The organism is Oceaniradius stylonematis, from assembly GCF_965223445.1.
GTDB lineage: Bacteria > Pseudomonadota > Alphaproteobacteria > Rhizobiales > Rhizobiaceae > Roseitalea > Roseitalea stylonematis.
Genome location: NZ_OZ244994.1, coordinates 408,200 through 424,769, shown reverse-complemented (window position 1 = coordinate 424,769; position 16,570 = coordinate 408,200). Strand labels below are relative to the sequence as shown.

The following is a 16,570-nucleotide window of genomic DNA, read 5'->3' as shown; positions in this document are numbered from 1 at the left end:
CGCGACAAACACCCTGCGGAACATACTTTCCCAATTGTTAAAACTCCCTTCATGGCCCGGGGCGGAGGCTTGCACCGATGAGGCGCCGGGGCGGGCGTGCGCGCCGCGGCAAGGACTTTCTGATCGCAGCCCTTTTCATCATCGCGGTGGCGGGGTTGGCGGCGCTGCTGCAGACATGGAACAGCCGCGACCTGAGCGGCGTTGCGCGGATTGTCGATGGCGATACGCTGATCGTTGCGGGCGAGCGGGTGCGCCTGCGTGGCATCGACGCGCCCGAAATGGGCCAATCCTGCACCGATGGCGAGGGCGCCGAACGTCCCTGCGGCCGCCTTGCGGCGCGCCATCTGGCGATGTTGATCGATGGTGGCGAGGTCGGCTGCGCCGGCCACGACGCCGACCGCTTTGGCCGCTTTCTGGGCATCTGCCGAACCGGGGCCGGCCGGTCGTCGCTGAACGCCGCGATGGTGCAAGATGGCTGGGCCGTGGCGTATGGCGATCATGACGGGCTGGAGCGTGCGGCGCGGGCGGAACGGCGCGGCATGTGGGCCTGGCGGTTCGAGCGGCCTGCCGATTGGCGCCGGCAAAGGGCGGCGCTGGACGAGAAAGCCGTGCCACGCGCAGGGCTTGGCGCGGCGCTCCGCCGGCTCCAGTCCTGGACCGGCTGGGGAGGGCATTATGAATAGCACGACGCTGAATGAACTGACGCGCGCGATCACGGCCTGCCGTATTTGTCGCGACACGCCCGAGGGCACGCCCCTGCCGCACGAGCCCCGTCCGGTGTGTGTCGTCTCGCCGACGGCGCGTATCGTCATTTGCGGCCAGGCGCCTGGCACGCGGGTGCATGCATCGGGCCGGCCGTTCACCGATCCGTCCGGCGACCGGCTGCGCGCCTGGCTGGCGGTCGATGAAGCGACCTTCTATGACGCCAGCAGGATCGCCATCGTGCCGATGGGGTTCTGCTTTCCCGGCCTCGACGCCAAGGGCGGCGACCTGCCTCCACGCAAGGAGTGCGCGCGCGCATGGCATGGCGATCTGTTCGCGGCGATGGCGCAGGTGGAACTCGTGATCGCCATCGGCCAGTACGCCCAGGCATTTCACCTCGGCAAGGCACGGCGCAAGACACTGACAGAGACCGTAGCGGCCTGGCGGGACTATGAGAGCGTGCCGGGCCGGCCTTGGCGGGTCATTCCGACGCCGCATCCCTCCTGGCGCAATACGGGCTGGCTGAAGCGCAATCCATGGTTCGAGTCCGACCTTCTGCCGGTCCTGCGCGCAGCGGTCCGGAACCTCATCTGACCGGCTTGCGTGGGTGATTTTTCTATTCTATCTAGCGGTATCGCTCCAGATTAGAAAGATTTCCCAAGAATGGACCGTCTCGACCGGAAGATCCTGCGCCTGCTTCAAGAAGACTCGACCATCGCCGTCGCCGACATCGCCAAGCGCGTGGGTCTTTCGACGACACCCTGCTGGCGCCGCATCCAGAAGCTCGAGGAGGAGGGCGTCATCGAGCGGCGCGTGGCGATCCTCAATCCGGAGAAGGTCAATGCGCGCGTGACCGTCTTCGTCTCGATCCGCACCAATTCGCATTCGACCGAATGGCTCAAGCGCTTCTCGGAGGTGATCAGCCAGTTTCCCGAAGTGGTCGAATTCTACCGGATGAGCGGCGATGTCGATTATCTGCTGCGCGTCGTCGTGCCGGACATTCCAGCCTATGACGCGTTCTACAAGCGGCTGATCGAGAAGATCGAGATCCGCGACGTGTCGTCGGTCTTTGCCATGGAGCAGATCAAGTTCACCACCGAAATGCCGCTCGACTATCTGCCCGTTTGACCAGCGGTCAGCGGTCTCCGGCGATCCTTTCGAGCCGGGCGAGCAGGGACGAGGTGTCCCAGCGCTTGCCGCCCATGTTCTGCACGTCCTTGTAGAACTGGTCGACCAGCGCGGTGACCGGCAGGCCGGCGCCGTTGCGGTCGGCCTCGGACAGAACGATTTCCAGGTCCTTGCGCATCCAGTCGACGGCGAAGCCGTGATCATACTCGCCGGCGTCCATCGTCTTGTGGCGGTTTTCCATCTGCCAGGAGCCGGCCGCGCCCTTGGATATGACGTCGATGACCGCTTCGACATCGAGCCCTGCGCGCTTGGCGAAATGGATGCCTTCCGACAGGCCCTGAACGAGGCCCGCGATACAGATCTGGTTGACCATCTTGGTGAGTTGCCCGCTGCCGGCCGGACCCATCAGTCCGACCATCTTGGCGTAGCTCTCGATAACGGGCTTGGCCCGGTCGAACACACCGGGATCGCCGCCGCACATGACGGTCAGTGCCCCATTGACCGCGCCCGCTTCGCCGCCTGACACCGGCGCGTCGATGAAGCCGAAACCGGCGGCTTTCGCCGTATCGTCCAGTTCTCGCGCCACGGCGGCCGAAGCGGTGGTGTTGTCGATGAAGATCGCGCCCTTTTTCATGGCCGCAAAGGCGCCATCGGCGCCCGTCGTCACCGCGCGCAAATCATCGTCATTGCCGACACAGGCAAAGACGAAATCGGCATCGGCGGCGGCACCCGCTGGAGTATCGGCCCCAGCGCCGCCATGTTCGGCAACCCACGCATCGGCCTTGGCGGCGGTGCGGTTGTAAACGGTCACTTCATGGCCGCCGCGGTTCTTCAGATGCGCCGCCATGTGATAGCCCATCACGCCGAGCCCGATGAATGCCGCTTTGGCCATGTGTGCGTCTCCCTGAATGGTCCGATGCCGACATAGCGCCGATCCACCCCGTCGCAAAGGCGGAAAACCCCGATATGGGAATCGGTTGCCCGGACGCGCTGACAATCCGATTCCGGCGCTTCACAGGCCGATTCAGCGCTGTTGGTGGCGTGTCAGACGCTTTTCCAGCCGGTTCCACAGGATGCGGACGGTCTCGACGATCACCAGATAAAAGACCGCTGCCCAGATATAGGTCTGGAAGTCGAACGTGTTGGAAAAGGCGCGTCGCGTGACGGCCATCAGATCGAACACTGTGATCAGCGCGACGACCGCCGATCCCTTGATCATCAGGATGATCTCGTTGCCATAGGGGCGCAGGGCGACGATCATCGCCTGCGGCAGGACAATCTTGCGGAACGTCTGAAGCGGGCGCAGGCCGAGTGCCGCGCCGCCCTCCCACTGTCCGGGCTTCACGCTTTCGATCGCGCCGCGCAGGATTTCGGCCTGATAGGCGGCGGTGTTGAGCGTGAAGGCAAACAGAGCGCAGTTCCATGCATCGCGGAAGAACCACCACAGGCCCACCGCTTCCAGTTCGGCGCGGAACGTGCCGAAGCCGTAGTAGATCAGGAAGAGCTGGGCGAGCAGCGGCGTACCGCGAAAGAAATAGACATAGCCATAGGCGATGCCTCCCAGGACCGGGTTGTCCGACATGCGCATGAAGGCCAGCGGCAGCGACAGTGCCGCGCCGAGCACGATGGAGATCGCGACCAGCGAGAGCGTCGTCCACAGGCCGGCCAGGTAGCGCGGCAGATAGCGGTCGACGAACTCGATGTTCCACGCGCCGATCAGCCACCAGACCATGCCGAGGCCCGCCAATATCCAAATGGCCATCAGACCATGGCCGACAATGCGCGTGCGCGTCCACTGCTTGGCCAGATCCGGCGGGGCGGGCTGCGGCGCCAGCAGCGTCTGGCGGACGATGGCGGTCACGCGCGGACCTCCGAACGCCGGGCGGCGCGCTCGATGCGCGAAAAGACGATCGAGGAGAGGATCGCGAGCACCAGATAGAGCAGGCAGGCGATGCCAAAGAACAGGAACGCCTCTTTGGTCACGCGCGCGGCAATGCCGGCCTGGCGCATGATGTCTGAAAGCCCGATTACCGAGATGTAGGCCGTGTCCTTGAGCAAGATGAGCCACAGATTACCCAAGCCGGGCAGGGCGATGCGGACGAGCTGCGGCGCTATGATCGTGCGCATGGTCTGCCAGCGCGTCAGGCCGAGCGCATCACCGGCCTCGTACTGGCCGTGGGGAATGGCGCGAAAGGCGGACAGGAACACCTCGCTCGCAAACGACGAAAAGACGACGGCCAGCGCGATCATTCCAGCGACGAAGGCGTTGATCTCGAAGCCGCCCTCGAAGCCGAGCGCGAGCGATGCCTGCCGTATGCCGATCTGCATGCCGTAATAGACCATGAAGATGGTCAGCAGTTCGGGGAGGCCGCGAAAGATCGTCGTGTAGATGTCGGCGGCCAGCCGCAGCGTCTCTTCGCGGGACTGCTTTGCAAGGGCAAGAAGAAAGCCGATCGCAAGGCCGACGGGCAGGGTGACCAAGGCCAGTGAAGCAGTGACAAGCACGCCGCGTGCGATCTCGTCGCTCCAGCCGGTGTCGCCGAATGCCAGATAGCCCAGCGCGTCCATCAGCCATCCATCGTCGGAGGAATGCGGATGTGAAAAGGGCGGAGACAGGCCGTCCCCGCCGCTTTTCGCTCAATGCTCAATGTATCACGGCGCGATCAGCCGCCATAAACGTCGAACTCGAAATACTTGTTGTTGATCTGCTCGTAGACGCCGTTCGCACGGATCGCCTGGATCGCCGCGTTGAAGGCCTCGCGAAGTTCGTCCTCGCCCTTGCGGATGGCGATGCCGGCGCCTTCGCCGTTGATCACCGGGTCCGGCGTCAGCGTGTCGAGGATCTTGCAGCACTGTCCTTCGTCGGTGGCCAGCCACTCGGACAGCACGACGACATCGTCGATGACCGCATCGATACGGCCCGAGGCGATGTCGAGCTTGTACTCGTCGGGCGTCGGATAGAGCCGCAGATCGGCCGAGGACAACTTCTCTTCGGCATAGTTGGAGTGCGTCGTCGCCGACTGGGCGCCGATCGTGCGGCCGGCAAGGCCCTCGTCGGTCGCAGCCGTGATGTCGGAATCCTTCGGGACGGCGATCGCCGGCGGGGTGTTGTAGTACTTCTCGGTGAAGTCGACAGTCTGCTTGCGCTCTTCGGTGATCGACATGGACGCGATAATCGCGTCGAACTTGCCGGCCACCAAAGCCGGAATGATGCCATCCCAGTCCTGGGTGACGAATTCGCACTCGGCGCCCATTTCCTCGCAGAGCGCCTTTGCGATGTCGATGTCGAAACCGACGAGCGAGCCGTCCGCCTCGAGATTGTTGAAGGGCGGGTAGGCGCCTTCGGTGCCGATCTTGATCTGCATGGCGTCCTGGGCCTGGGCGGCGCCGACCGAAAGGGCAAGGGTCGTGGCCGCGGCCAGAATTGTTGTGCTCAAACGCATGGAATACCTCATGTCACGCGTGGCCCGCGGCTTGCGCGGGCGGTTGAACGCCCACCTCCCTGATGGGCATTGGCGGCGATGTTCCATGAGACCAAAGCGCTTTGCAACCAAAAATGACAGCTGGGTGTCAGCAGGCCGCCGCTTCAGCGCCCGCCCGGGACCGGGCGCACGATGCGGCTCGTCACCGCATGCATGCGGCGGGCGCCATAGCCGAGCGCTGCCAGAAGATGCAGGCCTGCGGCGGCAAGGAACAGCTGCGCGGCAGTTCCGTGCCACGCATGGGCCGCCGCCGTCAGTGCCGGTCCGGGCGCCCATGGCAGGACGATGTCGGAGCGGGCGAGGCCGGAGATGCGGTCTGACGACAAGACGATCGAGAGCCCCGACAGGACGATGACGAGCATGGCCAGCAGCATCGCGATGATCGCCAGACGCGCAGCAAAGGACAGGATGGCCGGCTCGTCCGGCGCGCGGGGAAAACCCCGTTTGAGGCGTCGCAGCGTATGGACCAGCAGGAAGGGTGCCGCCACAAGGCCCGCCAAACCGTGCAGTTCGGGTCGGTCGAGCCATGCCGTGAGCAGGAGTGCGGCGGCAAACAGGACGCTGAGCCAATGAAGCGCGACCGAGAGCGGCGCATAGCCGCCGAAGCGGTCGGCCGGCAGCGGCCGCCTGGCGGCGCTGTGCGGCGGGCCGGAGGGGCGTTCCTCCGCCGCCCCGGCGGTGTGTCCTGCCGTCTCGTCCGTCGTCATCCGTCCCCGCTCCAGCCGGGCATCAGCCCCATCTCCGCAAACGGGATAAAGCGCACCGGGTCGCCCAGCGCAACCGCATCGACATGTTCGGGCAGGTCGATCAGCCCGTACGCCGCCTGCAGGCCGGAGACCAGTCCGGAGCCGTCACGCGGGAACTTGTGTGCGTTCAGCACGCCGGTTTCCGGGTCGGCTTCGGTCCAGCCGCGAAGAAATTCGCGGCGGCCCGTCTTCTTGCGGTCAATGGCAAAGGCGGCAGGCAGCGTATAGGCGACCGGCGGCGTCACCGATGCGCCGGCCAGATGGCCGATCACCGCGCGCGCATAAAGCAGAAAGCAGACGAGCACGGCGACCGGATTGCCCGGAAGGCCGAGGACGACCGTATCGCCGATCTGGCCGAACATCATCGGCCGGCCCGGCTTGATGGCGATCTGCCACAGATGGCGTTTTCCAAGTTCATCGAGCACTGCGAGCATATGGTCCTCGTCGCCAAGCGAGGCGCCGCCGGACGTGATGATCAGGTCATGATCTGCGGCCGCTGTCGCCAGCGTCTCGCGCAGCGCGTCGGCATCGTCGCCGACATGACCAAGGTCGGTGACCGTCGTCGCGGCCTGGCCGGCAAGCGCCAGCAGCATGGGCCGGTTGGCATCATGAACCTGCGCCGCACCTGCCTCGGCACCGGCAGGGACGATTTCGTCGCCGGTCGACAGGATGGCAATGCGCAACCTTTTGCGAACCGAGACCGTCCCGTGCCCCGTCGCGGCGAGCGCTGCCAGGTCCTGCGGGCGCAGCGTCTGGCCGTCGCGGACGACGGGATCGCCCGGCATGAAGTCCTCGCCTGCCCGGCGCCGGTTCGCGCCGGCCTTCAGGCCAGCGGGCACCGCGATCGCTCCGTCTTGAAGAACGGTGCAGTCCTCCTGCATCGCCACGGTGTCGGTGCCGGCCGGCATCGGCGCGCCGGTGAAGATGCGCACGCAACGGCCGGGCGGCACCGGTCCGGTCGCGGTCGCGCCGGCGGCAATCCGTCCGGCAACCGGCAGGCGGTCCGGGCCTTTGAGATAGGCGGCGTGAGCGAACGCGTAACCATCGACTGCGGCATTGTCGCTGCGCGGCACCGGACCCGGTGCGGTGACCGGCACGGCCACGATACGGCCCTGCGCGCCGACCACCGATACCGTCGTCGTGCCGGTCACCGGTTCGAGGCGGTTGGCCAGCAAGGAGAGCACATCGTCATGACGCATGCGCTGGCCGTCATTGACGAAACAGTCGTCGATCAGTGTCTGCCGGCCTGCGCTCATGACGCGGACCGCCGTTCGGTCCCTGTGCCGAGACCGCAGACCTGCTCGACCAGTGTCGCGATCGCTTCGGTCTGGTCGCGCCGGAAAACCGGCTTTCCGTCCGGCGCCACATCGCCCGGCAGGTCGTCGCAGGCGACCGCGACGATGGCCGGATCGGTGTCGGCAAGGGCAGGGCGCGCTTTGTCATGGTTCGCGCGCAGCTCGATCTTGGGGTGAGGCGCGCCCTTGAAGCCTTCGACCAGAACGATGTCGCAGGGCGAAAGCCGTGCGATGATATCGTCGAGCGGCACTTCGGCCTCGTCCGGCCTGTTCTCGTGTATCAGCGCCCAGCGGGCGGATGACACGATCGCCACCTCTTGCGCTCCGGCCTGGCGATGGGTGTGGCTGTCGGTGCCGGGCCGGTCGATATCGAAGGCGCCGTGCGCGCGCTTGACGGTCGCGACCCGGTGACCACGATCGATCAGTTCGCGTGTCAGGTTGGCGGTCATGGTCGTCTTGCCGGAATTCTTCCAGCCGACAACACCGAAGCGGGGCGGACTGTCAGCCATCACACAAGCGCCGCTTGTGCCTGGCGTTCGGCGGCGGTCAGGTCTTCGGGCGTGTTGATGTTGAAGAACGGATCGGCGCCATGGGCCCCAGGCCCGAATTCGACCGGCGCGAACCGGTGACGCTTTGCCCACGCCATCACCTTGAACGTGTCCGTCCCGGCCAGCCAGCGCTCGAGATCGTCGGCCAAGCCGGTCGGCCAGAGCGCGAATACCGGATGGCGATTGCCGTCGGAAGCCGCCATTGCGATCGTGTCGGGCGTTGTCGCGGCGGCCGCCAGACGCGTCACCAGATCGGTCGGAAAGAATGGCGTGTCGGTCGCCGCCGTGGCGACATGGGTGAATGCCGCACCGCGATCGCTGGCAAAGCGCATGGCTGCGAGCACGCCGGCGAGCGGGCCGGCATGGCCGCCGATCGTGTCGGCAAAGACCGGCAGGCCCAGCCTGTCGAAACGCGCGGCATCGCCATTGGCGTTGACCGCCATGGCGCCGACCTGCGGTGCAAGGCGTTCGGCGACATGGGCGATCAGGGGCTTGCCGGTGAGCGCGATCAGCGCCTTGTCGATGCCGCCCATCCGGCTTGACCGGCCGCCGGCGAGCACGGCGCCAAGGATTGCGTCTGTTTGCGGGGTCGTATCAGTCATCGCCCGCGCCCTTGCGCCGCATGTCGGGCGTCTCGTCGGCCACCTTCGACCAGTCCATGTCGCGGTCAATCCGTTCATTGCCGGAAAGAACCGTGAAGCGCTTGCCGCGGGCGCGGCCGATCAGGGTGAGGCCGGCCTGCCGCGCCAGTTCGACGCCCCAAGCAGTGAAACCCGACCGCGATACCAGGACCGGAATCCCCATCATGACGGTCTTGATCACCATTTCCGAGGTCAGCCGGCCGGTCGTGTAGAAAATCTTGTCGGCGCCAGCCACGCCGTTGAGCCGCATCCAGCCGGCAATCTTGTCGACGGCGTTGTGACGGCCGACATCCTCCATGTAGACCAGCGGCCGGTCGCGTTCGCACAGCACGCAGCCATGGATCGCCCCTGCCGCGAGATAGAGGCTGGGCGTGGTGTTGATGGTTTTCGTCAGTCCGTGCAGCCACGATGTGTGCAGGACGGCGCCGGCGGGCAGGGCCGTTGCGTCGAACCCTTCCATCACGTCGCCGAACACGGTTCCCTGGGCGCAACCGGACGTGCGCACCTTCTTTTGCAGCACCGACTCATAGTCGGTCTCGCGGGCCGTGCGCACGACCACCACGTCCAGATCGTCGTCATGGTCGATCGCGGTGATCTCGTCGTCGGGCCGCAGCATGTTCTGGTTGATCAGATAGCCTACCGCGAGGAGGTCGGGATGATCACCGATCGTCATCATGGTGACGATTTCCTGCCGGTTCAGATAGAGCGTCAGAGGACGCTCGGTGACGACCCGCGTCGTCATCGGGTTGCCGTCCTGGTCATGACCCGAGACCTCCGCCGACAGGCCGTCGGCATCGGGGTCGGGCGCGACCAGATATGCGGCTTCCGGCGTTGGAGCGGCGTTGGCTGTCATGTCGCGATAATGCCCAAGCGCGCGTGTCGGCTCAACGTGAAAACCGTCAATCGGCGTCGCTGGGCGAACGGATCGCGATCAGGGCGACCGCGAGGGCGACCAGTGCCATCACGGTGAGCGCCACGGCAAGCCCGACGGGCGACTCCCCGCCGCGCGCGGCGTAGGCGCCGATGATCGATGCGATCGCTCCGCAGCCGATCTGCAGGGCACCCTGAAGGCCCGATGCGGCGCCCGAGGCTTCCGGTTTGAGGCTGATGACCGCGGCGGTGGCGTTCGGCAGCACAAGCCCGTTGCCGATGCCGGTCAAGGCGATCGGGATGAACAGCGCCGCGGGGTGGTCCAGGCCCAGGGCGAACAGGACCAGCAGCGTCAGCGTGCTGCCCAGCGTGACGAAGGAGCCGTCGCGGATCATCGCCTCGATGCCGCGCAGCTGCGAAAATCGTCCCGACAGGAAGTTGCCGATCAGATAGCCAAGCGCGCACAGCGAGAACCACAGCCCGTACTCGAACGGTGTCTGGCCCAGAAACGCATCGGAAACCGCCGGCCCGCCCCCCAGAAAACCGAAAAAGACCATCGACGCGAGTGTCGGGGTCATCGCATAGAGCCAGAAAGCGGGCATGCGGGCCAACACGCCCCATGTGGCGATCTGCGTGCGGGCGGTTTGCCCCTCGCTTGTGTTCGTCTCCGGCAGGAAGATCACGGTTGCGGCAAGCGCGACCGCGCCGAACAGGGTCAGCAGCACGAATGCGGCGCGCCAGCCGGCCATTTCGTCGGCAAGGCCGCCGATGGCGGGCGCGATCATCGGGGCCACCGCCATTCCCATGACGACATAGCCGATCATCGACGCCGATTTCTCGCGCGGATAGATGTCGCGGATGATGGTCCTTGAAAGCACCAGCCCGACGGCGCTGGCCGTCTGGACGACGCGGCCGAACAGGAAGACCTCGACATTGGGCGCCAGCATGCAAACGACCGAGCCGATGATGAAGACCGTCATGCCGGCGATCAGGACGGGGCGCCGGCCGATCCGGTCGGAAACCGGACCGGCGACGAGTTGCAGCAGCGCCATGAAGATCAGGTAGAGCGACAGCCCGAGTTGCACCGTCGGATAGGGGGCGCCGAAATCGTCGGCGATCGAGGGCATGGAGGGTACGAACATGTTGATCGCAAGCGGGCTGACCGCCGCCAGAACGACGAGCGTTACGAGCAGCGGCCTGACGGTGCCCGGCCTGGACAGGATTGCTTGCGACATCGGGGAAACCGGTGGTTGGACGCGTGTCCTTACTCCGAATTGCCCGTCAAGAGAAGTCGGCGGCGCCCATCCGCCGCCGGTCCGTTCAACGTTGCTGTGCCTGCCGGCGTCCAAGGCGGAACACGCGGCGAACCAGAGCATCGATGGCCATCCTGCGCTCAAGGGCGGCAAACCGTCTGGCGCGGTCATAGTCGATGTCGCGATCGAAAGGGTCGGTGTGGGTCATCGGTGCGGTTCCTTGTGCGGGGGTCGGCTGATCGGCCTTGGGTCGAGATTTAAATAATTGTTGCCAAACGGCCCGACAAACGCGAACTTCTGACGGTTCGCATAAGGAAAACTGATGTGACGCGCCGTCTTCCACCGCTCAATGCCCTGCGGGCGTTCGATGCCGCATCCCGCCATCTGAGCTTTCAGAAGGCAGCCGAGGAGTTGAACGTCACGCCTTCGGCGCTGTCGTTCCAGATCAGGCAACTGGAGGAGCATCTGCACATTGCGCTGTTCCGGCGCCTCAACCGCCGCGTGGTGCTGACCGAGGAGGGCGCCCGTTTCGCGCCGTTCGTTCAGGACGGGTTCGAGCGGCTGCACGGGGCGATGAACCAGCTCAGGCCCGCAACGCCCGACAATGTGCTGACCGTGTCGACCGGGCCGGCCTTCGCCGCCAAGTGGCTGTCGCCGCGTATTCACCGCTTTCTGGAACTGCATCCGGACATCGAGTTTCGCATCGCGGCCAATCTGAACCTGTCCGATCTGAGAAAGGACCCGATCGACGTGGCGATCCGGTTCGGCGGCGGCAATTATCCGGGGCTGCGCGTGGAGCCGCTGGCGGAAGATGCGGCGACGCCGCTGATCAGCCCGATGCTGCTGGAACAGCGGTTCGGAGGCGCCATGTCACTGACCGACCTGACGTCGATGACCCTGCTGCACGATGATTCGGCGTCGTTCCTGCCCAAGGCGGTGACCTGGGCGACCTGGCTCAAACATGCCGGTGCCCATGGCATCGATGCATCGCGCGGCGCGCGCTTCAGCCATGCCGACCACGCCATCGAGGCTGCGGTCGACCAGGCAGGCATCGTGCTCGGCCGGCTGACACTGGCCGCCCGTGACATTCGCGCCGGCCGGCTCGTCGCGCCGTTCGATCTGGTGCTGCCGTCCAATGCGAGCTTCTACTTCTGCTGCCTGCCGGAAATGACCGCCGAGCCGAAGATCGAGGCGTTCCGGGCGTTCGTGCGCTCGGAGATCGAGGGCGAAAAGGCCGAGCTCGACCGGTTGCGCAACCGGGGTTAAGGCTCGCGCGCGGCTTCGTTCCGGGGCCCGGTCGCCGGCTGCCGCGCCTGCAAACGCTCGCGATAGAAGGCGTAGATGCCTGTGCCGATGATCAGCGCCGAGCCGGTCAGCATGGGCAGGTCGGGCTCTTCACCGAACAGGAAAAAGCCCAGGATCAACGCGAACAGCAGTCTCGAATAGCGGAAAGGCGCGATGACGGACAGTTCGCCGATGCGCAGCGACAATGTGATCGCGTAGTAGGCCCCCATGCCGGACATCGCGGCGCCGATGACATAAAGCGTTGTCTGAAAACTCATCGGCGACCAGCCGCCATAGGCCATCATCATGACGAAGGCGGGCGGCAGGATGACGACGCTCGCAAAGGTCGACAGCTGCATCGTGCTGATGCCGGTCTCCACGCGACGCGTCGCCAGATCGCGCACTGCAAGCCCGATCACCGCGCCGACCGCCAGAAGCGCTGCCGGCGTGAACCCCGCCATCCCGGGCCGGATGATGATCAGCACCCCGAAAAAGCCGATCATGACGGCGGTCCATCGGCGCCAGCCGACTTTCTCGCCCAGGAAAAGCGCGGCGCCGAGCGTGACGACCAGCGGCTGTGCCTGCAGGATGGCCGAGGCGGTCGAAAGCGGCATCAGCGCGAGCGCGGTGACGAAGCAGACGACACCGAGCACCTCGCCGGTGTTGCGCAGGACGACCGGGCGCGCGAGGAAGGCGCGGCTCCACAAGGCATCGCCCGAAAGCCTGGTGAGAATGGCGAACACCACCACCGCGATCAGCGTCTGCAACAGGATGACCTGCCCGACATTGATTTCGGCTGCGGCGAGCTTGATGAAGCTGTCGTCAAGCGCGAACAGAGCCATCGCCAGCGTCATCGTCGCGATGGCGGTGAGGTTGCGCGTAACGGGGGCCGGCAAGGGCAGGGGCGCGGACATCTCAGGCACCCGGCGCCGGTCTCGATGCAGCGGCCGGGCGCCGAGCGGCGTGCCGTGCCCGGCCGGGCCGGCTTTCCCGATAGAGCGTATAGATGCCGGTGCCGACGACGATCGCCGCGCCCGCAAGGGTTGCCGTGTCGGGGAACTCGCCGAAGAACGCCAGGCCGAGAATAAGCGCCCAGAGAAGCGCCGTGTAGCGGAACGGCGCGACAAAGCCGATGTCGCCCTCCCGCATGGCCATGACGATGAAAAGGTATCCGGCGAAAAGAAAGCCGGCGGCGGCCATCAAGATCACGACGACGGACGCGTCCATCGGCGTCCAGCCGCCAAGGGGAACGATCAGCACAAGGCCGGTCAGCGTGACCGTCAATGCGGTCAGCGCCGAAATGGTGAGCGATGGCACCGTCGCGACGATCCGGCGCGTTGCAAGATCGCGCACCGCCGCGAAAATCACCGCTCCGACCACCATCAACGTGTAGGCGTTGAAGCCGGCAAGGCCCGGGCGAACGATCAGAAGGACACCGCAAAAACCGATCAGAATCGCGGTCCACCGTCGCCACCCGACGCGCTCGCCAAGGTAGAGCGCGGCGCCCAATGCGACCGCCAGCGGCACCGCCTGCAGGACCGCGGTTGCGTTGGCAAGCGGCAGATGCGCCAGTGCGCCGAGAAACAGTACCGTCATCGCCAATTCGCCTCCGGTCCTGACGATGACCGGCGCCGAGAACATGCCCTTTGCCAGGATCGGCCGACGCAGGACGCGCAGATAGACGAGGAGGCCGGCGAGGATGACCGCACCGCGGACGAACATGATCTGTCCGGTGTTCAGCGTGTCCATGACGGACTTGGTGAGTGTGTCATTGATGGTAAATGCGGCCATCGACAGGGACATGAACAGGCAGCCCCTTATGTTCGCCGACAAAGGCATGGTGACCCGGTGCTTTCGATCTCTAACGAAAACGGCCGGTGAACCCGACCGCCATCGGCCTATCATGGCGGTGTGCCGGTGAACAGCGCCGATCTTGTCACCGGCTCAATCGCGGGCCTCAAGCCAGGCCACCAGCGCGTTTTCATCGTTGGCGGTCACATGGCGCGCAACGCGCCGGCCGATGGCCGCGCCGAACTTGTAGCCATGGCCCGAGCAGGCCGAGACGACCCAGAGCCGTTCTTCCCGGTGAAGGGCAAAGCGCTCGTCGGATGTGAACGTGTAGGCGCATGTGACCGTCTTCTCGTGTGTGTATTCGTCGAGCCGGGCCAATGGCGGGGAAAACCAGCGCCGTATCGCGTCGGCTTCGTCACTGCCCGGGTCGCGATCCTCATCGGGGCCGGATTTTCGCTTGTGGTTGCCCGTGCCCAGCTTGAGGCCGGAGCCGCCGATCGGCGGGATGCCGTAGCCGTCGGAATCGCCGCCCATGTCGAGCAGCACGGGTGCATTTTCCCATGCTGGTGCGAGATCGGGCGGCGGGGTGAAGTAGGCGACAGCGGTCCGGTATGTAGTCAGCCGTTCGGCCAGATGCGGCACCAGAGCGAGCACCCAGGCGCCCGCGGTGACGATGACGCGGTCATAACGTTTGGTTTCGCCGCCTTCCGTGGTCACCGTACCCGCGGTGCCGTCGATGGCCGTCACCTTGGTGTTGTCGCGGACGGTCACGCCTTTGGCGCGCAGCCAGTCGCCGATCCCGGCACCGATCTTCTGACACAAAAGCGCACCACCCTCGGGGCTGAAACCGGCGTAACGGAAAGTTCCAGGCTCGAGGAAACCGAACCGGTCGGCTGCCGCTGCCGGACTGAGCACATCCAGCGGGTAGCCGCCAGCCAGAAGACCGTTCCGGTATTGCTCGGCCTCGTCGCCAGGTTCGCGCGAGACGATCAGAAAGCCGTTTTCGATCAGGTGGTTTTCGCCCAAATCGTCGAAAAGCTCGTTCCATGCGTCATAGGCCTCGTCGATCCGCCGTGCATAGCCCGTCTGGCCGCCATAGGCGCGCCGGATGATGCGGTGTTCGTCACCGGAGGCGGACAGCGGATTGGGGATGGGCCCTTGCTCGTAAAGCGTGACATCGACGCCGTGTTTTGCCAGCGCCCAGGCGGTCGAAAGGCCGGAAATGCCAGCGCCGACCACGGCGATGCCGGTCATGGTCCGGTCAGCCTTTCGGCAAAGCTCGCGACGAGGCGCTGATACCGCGCCTTGTCGGCTGCCGGATGGACCAGGACCGCACCGTGGACGACCGCGTCCCGGCCGAACTCGTAGCGCTCATAGTAGATGTCGGTTCCGGAAAAGCCGGACAGCACCAGCCAGTCGTCGCCCGCCGCTTCATAGGTAACGCTTTCCGCGTTTTCAGCCCGATAGCCGGCGAGCCGCTGGCGCATCTGCTCCGGCGTTTCGTTGAAGACATTGAACTGGCCGAAGATGCTGAGCGCCGCTCCATCGTCGGACAAAAACCGGATGCCGTCACTGTTGGCGGGCGGCGGATCGATGGCGGTGAACATGTGCGCGGGCAGCGCGAAGCGGGTGCCGAACCGGGCATTTTCATAGGCCAGTTGGTCGGCGAGGGCGAGGCCGCCGGCGGCCACCGCCAAGCCGGCTGCCAGCGCCGCGGTGGCGATCCTAGCCACCGGTCATGCTCATGTGGCGACCGACGGACGGTTTGCGGGTCGTGCGGTCGATGACGAAGTCGTGGCCCTTGGGCTTGCGGCCGATGGCCTCGTCGATGGCGGCGCCGACCAGTTCGTTGCCCTCGGACCGGCGCAGCGGTTCGCGCAGGTCGGCTGCATCCTCCTGGCCCAGACACATGTAGAGCGTTCCGGTGCAAGTCAGCCGGACGCGGTTGCAGCTTTCGCAGAAATTGTGGGTCATCGGCGTGATGAAGCCGAGGCGGCCGCCGGTTTCGGCCACTTCCACATAGCGGGCAGGGCCGCCCGTCTTGTAGGGAATGTCGGTGAGCGTGAAACGGTCCGCGAGATCGGCGCGCACCTGCGACAGGGGTAGATACTGGTCGGTGCGATCCTCGTCGATTTCCCCCATCGGCATGGTCTCGATCAGCGTGAAATCGAAGCCTTCGCCATGGGCCCATTCCATCATCGGCACGATCTCGGCATGGTTGACGCCCTTGAGGGCAACCGCGTTGATCTTGATCTGCAGGCCGGCCGCCTTGGCCGCGGCAATGCCGCCGAGAACGCGATCGAGATCGCCCCAGCGGGTGACGGTCTTGAACTTGCCGGGATCGAGCGTGTCGAGCGAGACATTGACGCGCCTGACGCCGCAGTCGACCAGTTCGCCGGCGAAGCGGGCGAGTTGCGAGCCGTTGGTCGTCAGCGTCAGTTCTTCGAGCGCGCCCGATTCAAGGTGCCGCGAAAGCTGGCGCACCAGATGCATGATGTTCTTGCGCACCAGCGGCTCGCCACCGGTGAGCCGCAGCTTGCGGACACCCTTTTCGACGAAGACCGTGCACAGGCGGTCCAGTTCCTCGAGCGTCAGCAGGTCCTTCTTTGGCAGGAACGTCATCTGCTCGGACATGCAATAGACACAGCGAAAATCGCAACGGTCTGTGACCGATACGCGCAGATAGCTCACCGTCCGGCCGAACGGATCGATCATCGGGGGCTGCGTGGTGGGCGCGTGGTTGTGCATCGGGGTTTTGTATCCAATCCGCGATGGCCACAATTTGACGGTTTTTCTTGACGGTCAAGGCCATGGGGCGCAAATCCCGACC

General features: G+C 65.5%; 20 protein-coding genes. 4 read left to right on the top strand and 16 right to left on the bottom strand.

What is annotated here, in order from left to right:
- Nucleotides 1-77: 77 nt before the first annotated feature.
- From ACOQOU_RS02220 to ACOQOU_RS02210, 3 genes are all read left to right on the top strand, one after another.
- On the top strand, nucleotides 78-683 hold the full coding sequence (locus ACOQOU_RS02220; protein WP_109768151.1) for a thermonuclease family protein: 606 nt from the start codon (nucleotides 78-80) through the stop codon (nucleotides 681-683).
- Nucleotides 676-1,296, top strand: coding sequence for a uracil-DNA glycosylase family protein (locus ACOQOU_RS02215; protein WP_109768150.1), 621 nt, complete (start codon nucleotides 676-678; stop codon nucleotides 1,294-1,296). The genes ACOQOU_RS02220 and ACOQOU_RS02215 overlap by 8 nt, the downstream gene beginning before the upstream one ends.
- 69 nt (nucleotides 1,297-1,365) lie before the next feature.
- Entirely contained in the window at nucleotides 1,366-1,830 is a 465-nt protein-coding gene (locus ACOQOU_RS02210; RefSeq protein ID WP_109768149.1) for an Lrp/AsnC family transcriptional regulator, read from the top strand.
- Between the two features lie 7 nt (nucleotides 1,831-1,837).
- On the opposite strand, the gene ACOQOU_RS02205 is transcribed toward ACOQOU_RS02210, so the two are convergent.
- The 11 genes from ACOQOU_RS02205 to ACOQOU_RS02155 form a co-directional block, all read right to left on the bottom strand.
- On the bottom strand, nucleotides 1,838-2,740 hold the full coding sequence (locus ACOQOU_RS02205; RefSeq protein WP_281004524.1) for an NAD(P)-dependent oxidoreductase: 903 nt from the start codon (nucleotides 2,738-2,740) through the stop codon (nucleotides 1,838-1,840).
- A gap of 114 nt (nucleotides 2,741-2,854) precedes the next feature.
- Nucleotides 2,855-3,691, bottom strand: a complete 837-nt coding sequence (locus tag ACOQOU_RS02200) for an ABC transporter permease (protein WP_420578828.1) — start codon at nucleotides 3,689-3,691, stop codon at nucleotides 2,855-2,857.
- Complete coding sequence (locus ACOQOU_RS02195) at nucleotides 3,688-4,398, bottom strand: ABC transporter permease (protein ID WP_109768147.1); 711 nt, start codon at nucleotides 4,396-4,398, stop codon at nucleotides 3,688-3,690. Before ACOQOU_RS02195 ends, ACOQOU_RS02200 begins: the two co-directional genes overlap by 4 nt.
- Before the next feature lie 95 nt (nucleotides 4,399-4,493).
- Nucleotides 4,494-5,285 carry an ABC transporter substrate-binding protein gene (locus ACOQOU_RS02190; protein WP_109768185.1) on the bottom strand — a complete coding sequence of 264 codons (792 nt, stop codon included), beginning with the start codon at nucleotides 5,283-5,285 and terminating at the stop codon, nucleotides 4,494-4,496.
- 131 nt (nucleotides 5,286-5,416) lie between these two features.
- On the bottom strand, nucleotides 5,417-6,019 hold the full coding sequence (locus ACOQOU_RS02185) for a cytochrome b/b6 domain-containing protein (protein ID WP_306025852.1): 603 nt from the start codon (nucleotides 6,017-6,019) through the stop codon (nucleotides 5,417-5,419).
- Nucleotides 6,016-7,314, bottom strand: a complete 1,299-nt coding sequence (gene glp, locus ACOQOU_RS02180) for a gephyrin-like molybdotransferase Glp (protein ID WP_306025851.1) — start codon at nucleotides 7,312-7,314, stop codon at nucleotides 6,016-6,018. The genes ACOQOU_RS02185 and glp overlap by 4 nt, the downstream gene beginning before the upstream one ends.
- Nucleotides 7,311-7,862 carry a molybdopterin-guanine dinucleotide biosynthesis protein B gene (mobB, locus tag ACOQOU_RS02175; RefSeq protein ID WP_306025850.1) on the bottom strand — a complete coding sequence of 184 codons (552 nt, stop codon included), beginning with the start codon at nucleotides 7,860-7,862 and terminating at the stop codon, nucleotides 7,311-7,313. Before mobB ends, glp begins: the two co-directional genes overlap by 4 nt.
- Nucleotides 7,862-8,503 (bottom strand): molybdenum cofactor guanylyltransferase MobA, encoded by a 642-nt coding sequence (gene mobA / locus ACOQOU_RS02170; protein WP_306025849.1) that lies wholly within the window; start codon nucleotides 8,501-8,503, stop codon nucleotides 7,862-7,864. The genes mobB and mobA overlap by 1 nt, the downstream gene beginning before the upstream one ends.
- Nucleotides 8,496-9,395, bottom strand: a complete 900-nt coding sequence (fdhD, locus tag ACOQOU_RS02165) for a formate dehydrogenase accessory sulfurtransferase FdhD (protein ID WP_306025848.1) — start codon at nucleotides 9,393-9,395, stop codon at nucleotides 8,496-8,498. Before fdhD ends, mobA begins: the two co-directional genes overlap by 8 nt.
- A gap of 46 nt (nucleotides 9,396-9,441) precedes the next feature.
- The gene (locus ACOQOU_RS02160) at nucleotides 9,442-10,647 is read right to left on the bottom strand and encodes a multidrug effflux MFS transporter (protein ID WP_306025847.1); all 1,206 of its coding nucleotides are present in this window, start codon (nucleotides 10,645-10,647) and stop codon (nucleotides 9,442-9,444) included.
- Nucleotides 10,648-10,732: 85 nt separating this feature from the next.
- Nucleotides 10,733-10,873 carry a hypothetical protein gene (locus ACOQOU_RS02155; protein ID WP_306025846.1) on the bottom strand — a complete coding sequence of 47 codons (141 nt, stop codon included), beginning with the start codon at nucleotides 10,871-10,873 and terminating at the stop codon, nucleotides 10,733-10,735.
- A gap of 116 nt (nucleotides 10,874-10,989) precedes the next feature.
- On the opposite strand from ACOQOU_RS02155, the gene gcvA reads away from it, so the two are divergent.
- Nucleotides 10,990-11,931, top strand: coding sequence for a transcriptional regulator GcvA (gene gcvA / locus ACOQOU_RS02150; RefSeq protein WP_306025845.1), 942 nt, complete (start codon nucleotides 10,990-10,992; stop codon nucleotides 11,929-11,931).
- Here the strand turns inward: gcvA and ACOQOU_RS02145 are convergent.
- Genes ACOQOU_RS02145 through moaA form a run of 5 tightly spaced genes read right to left on the bottom strand, consistent with a single transcriptional unit; the run spans nucleotide 11,928 to nucleotide 16,488 of the window.
- On the bottom strand, nucleotides 11,928-12,863 hold the full coding sequence (locus tag ACOQOU_RS02145; RefSeq protein WP_306025844.1) for a DMT family transporter: 936 nt from the start codon (nucleotides 12,861-12,863) through the stop codon (nucleotides 11,928-11,930). The genes gcvA and ACOQOU_RS02145 overlap by 4 nt on opposite strands.
- Nucleotide 12,864: 1 nt before the next feature.
- Complete coding sequence (locus ACOQOU_RS02140) at nucleotides 12,865-13,854, bottom strand: DMT family transporter (RefSeq protein WP_420578827.1); 990 nt, start codon at nucleotides 13,852-13,854, stop codon at nucleotides 12,865-12,867.
- Nucleotides 13,855-13,893: 39 nt separating this feature from the next.
- On the bottom strand, nucleotides 13,894-14,994 hold the full coding sequence (locus ACOQOU_RS02135) for an NAD(P)/FAD-dependent oxidoreductase (protein WP_306025842.1): 1,101 nt from the start codon (nucleotides 14,992-14,994) through the stop codon (nucleotides 13,894-13,896).
- The gene (locus tag ACOQOU_RS02130) at nucleotides 14,991-15,473 is read right to left on the bottom strand and encodes a hypothetical protein (protein ID WP_109768137.1); all 483 of its coding nucleotides are present in this window, start codon (nucleotides 15,471-15,473) and stop codon (nucleotides 14,991-14,993) included. The genes ACOQOU_RS02135 and ACOQOU_RS02130 overlap by 4 nt, the downstream gene beginning before the upstream one ends.
- A complete protein-coding gene (gene moaA / locus ACOQOU_RS02125; RefSeq protein ID WP_109768136.1) occupies nucleotides 15,466-16,488 on the bottom strand; it encodes a GTP 3',8-cyclase MoaA in 1,023 nt (340 codons plus the stop codon). The genes ACOQOU_RS02130 and moaA overlap by 8 nt, the downstream gene beginning before the upstream one ends.
- Nucleotides 16,489-16,570 lie beyond the last annotated feature (82 nt).

Coding starts and splice junctions, on each gene's coding strand:
- ACOQOU_RS02195 (WP_109768147.1), bottom strand. CDS start 4,398: ATGGACGCGCTGGGCTATCTGGCATTCGGCGACACCGGCTGGAGCGAC.
- ACOQOU_RS02140 (WP_420578827.1), bottom strand. CDS start 13,854: ATGATAGGCCGATGGCGGTCGGGTTCACCGGCCGTTTTCGTTAGAGAT.
- fdhD (WP_306025848.1), bottom strand. CDS start 9,395: ATGACAGCCAACGCCGCTCCAACGCCGGAAGCCGCATATCTGGTCGCG.
- ACOQOU_RS02190 (WP_109768185.1), bottom strand. CDS start 5,285: ATGAGGTATTCCATGCGTTTGAGCACAACAATTCTGGCCGCGGCCACG.
- ACOQOU_RS02220 (WP_109768151.1), top strand. CDS start 78: ATGAGGCGCCGGGGCGGGCGTGCGCGCCGCGGCAAGGACTTTCTGATC.
- ACOQOU_RS02135 (WP_306025842.1), bottom strand. CDS start 14,994: ATGACCGGCATCGCCGTGGTCGGCGCTGGCATTTCCGGCCTTTCGACC.
- ACOQOU_RS02145 (WP_306025844.1), bottom strand. CDS start 12,863: ATGTCCGCGCCCCTGCCCTTGCCGGCCCCCGTTACGCGCAACCTCACC.
- ACOQOU_RS02160 (WP_306025847.1), bottom strand. CDS start 10,647: ATGTCGCAAGCAATCCTGTCCAGGCCGGGCACCGTCAGGCCGCTGCTC.
- ACOQOU_RS02215 (WP_109768150.1), top strand. CDS start 676: ATGAATAGCACGACGCTGAATGAACTGACGCGCGCGATCACGGCCTGC.
- ACOQOU_RS02155 (WP_306025846.1), bottom strand. CDS start 10,873: ATGACCCACACCGACCCTTTCGATCGCGACATCGACTATGACCGCGCC.
- mobB (WP_306025850.1), bottom strand. CDS start 7,862: ATGGCTGACAGTCCGCCCCGCTTCGGTGTTGTCGGCTGGAAGAATTCC.
- ACOQOU_RS02210 (WP_109768149.1), top strand. CDS start 1,366: ATGGACCGTCTCGACCGGAAGATCCTGCGCCTGCTTCAAGAAGACTCG.
- mobA (WP_306025849.1), bottom strand. CDS start 8,503: ATGACTGATACGACCCCGCAAACAGACGCAATCCTTGGCGCCGTGCTC.
- glp (WP_306025851.1), bottom strand. CDS start 7,314: ATGAGCGCAGGCCGGCAGACACTGATCGACGACTGTTTCGTCAATGAC.
- moaA (WP_109768136.1), bottom strand. CDS start 16,488: ATGCACAACCACGCGCCCACCACGCAGCCCCCGATGATCGATCCGTTC.
- ACOQOU_RS02185 (WP_306025852.1), bottom strand. CDS start 6,019: ATGACGACGGACGAGACGGCAGGACACACCGCCGGGGCGGCGGAGGAA.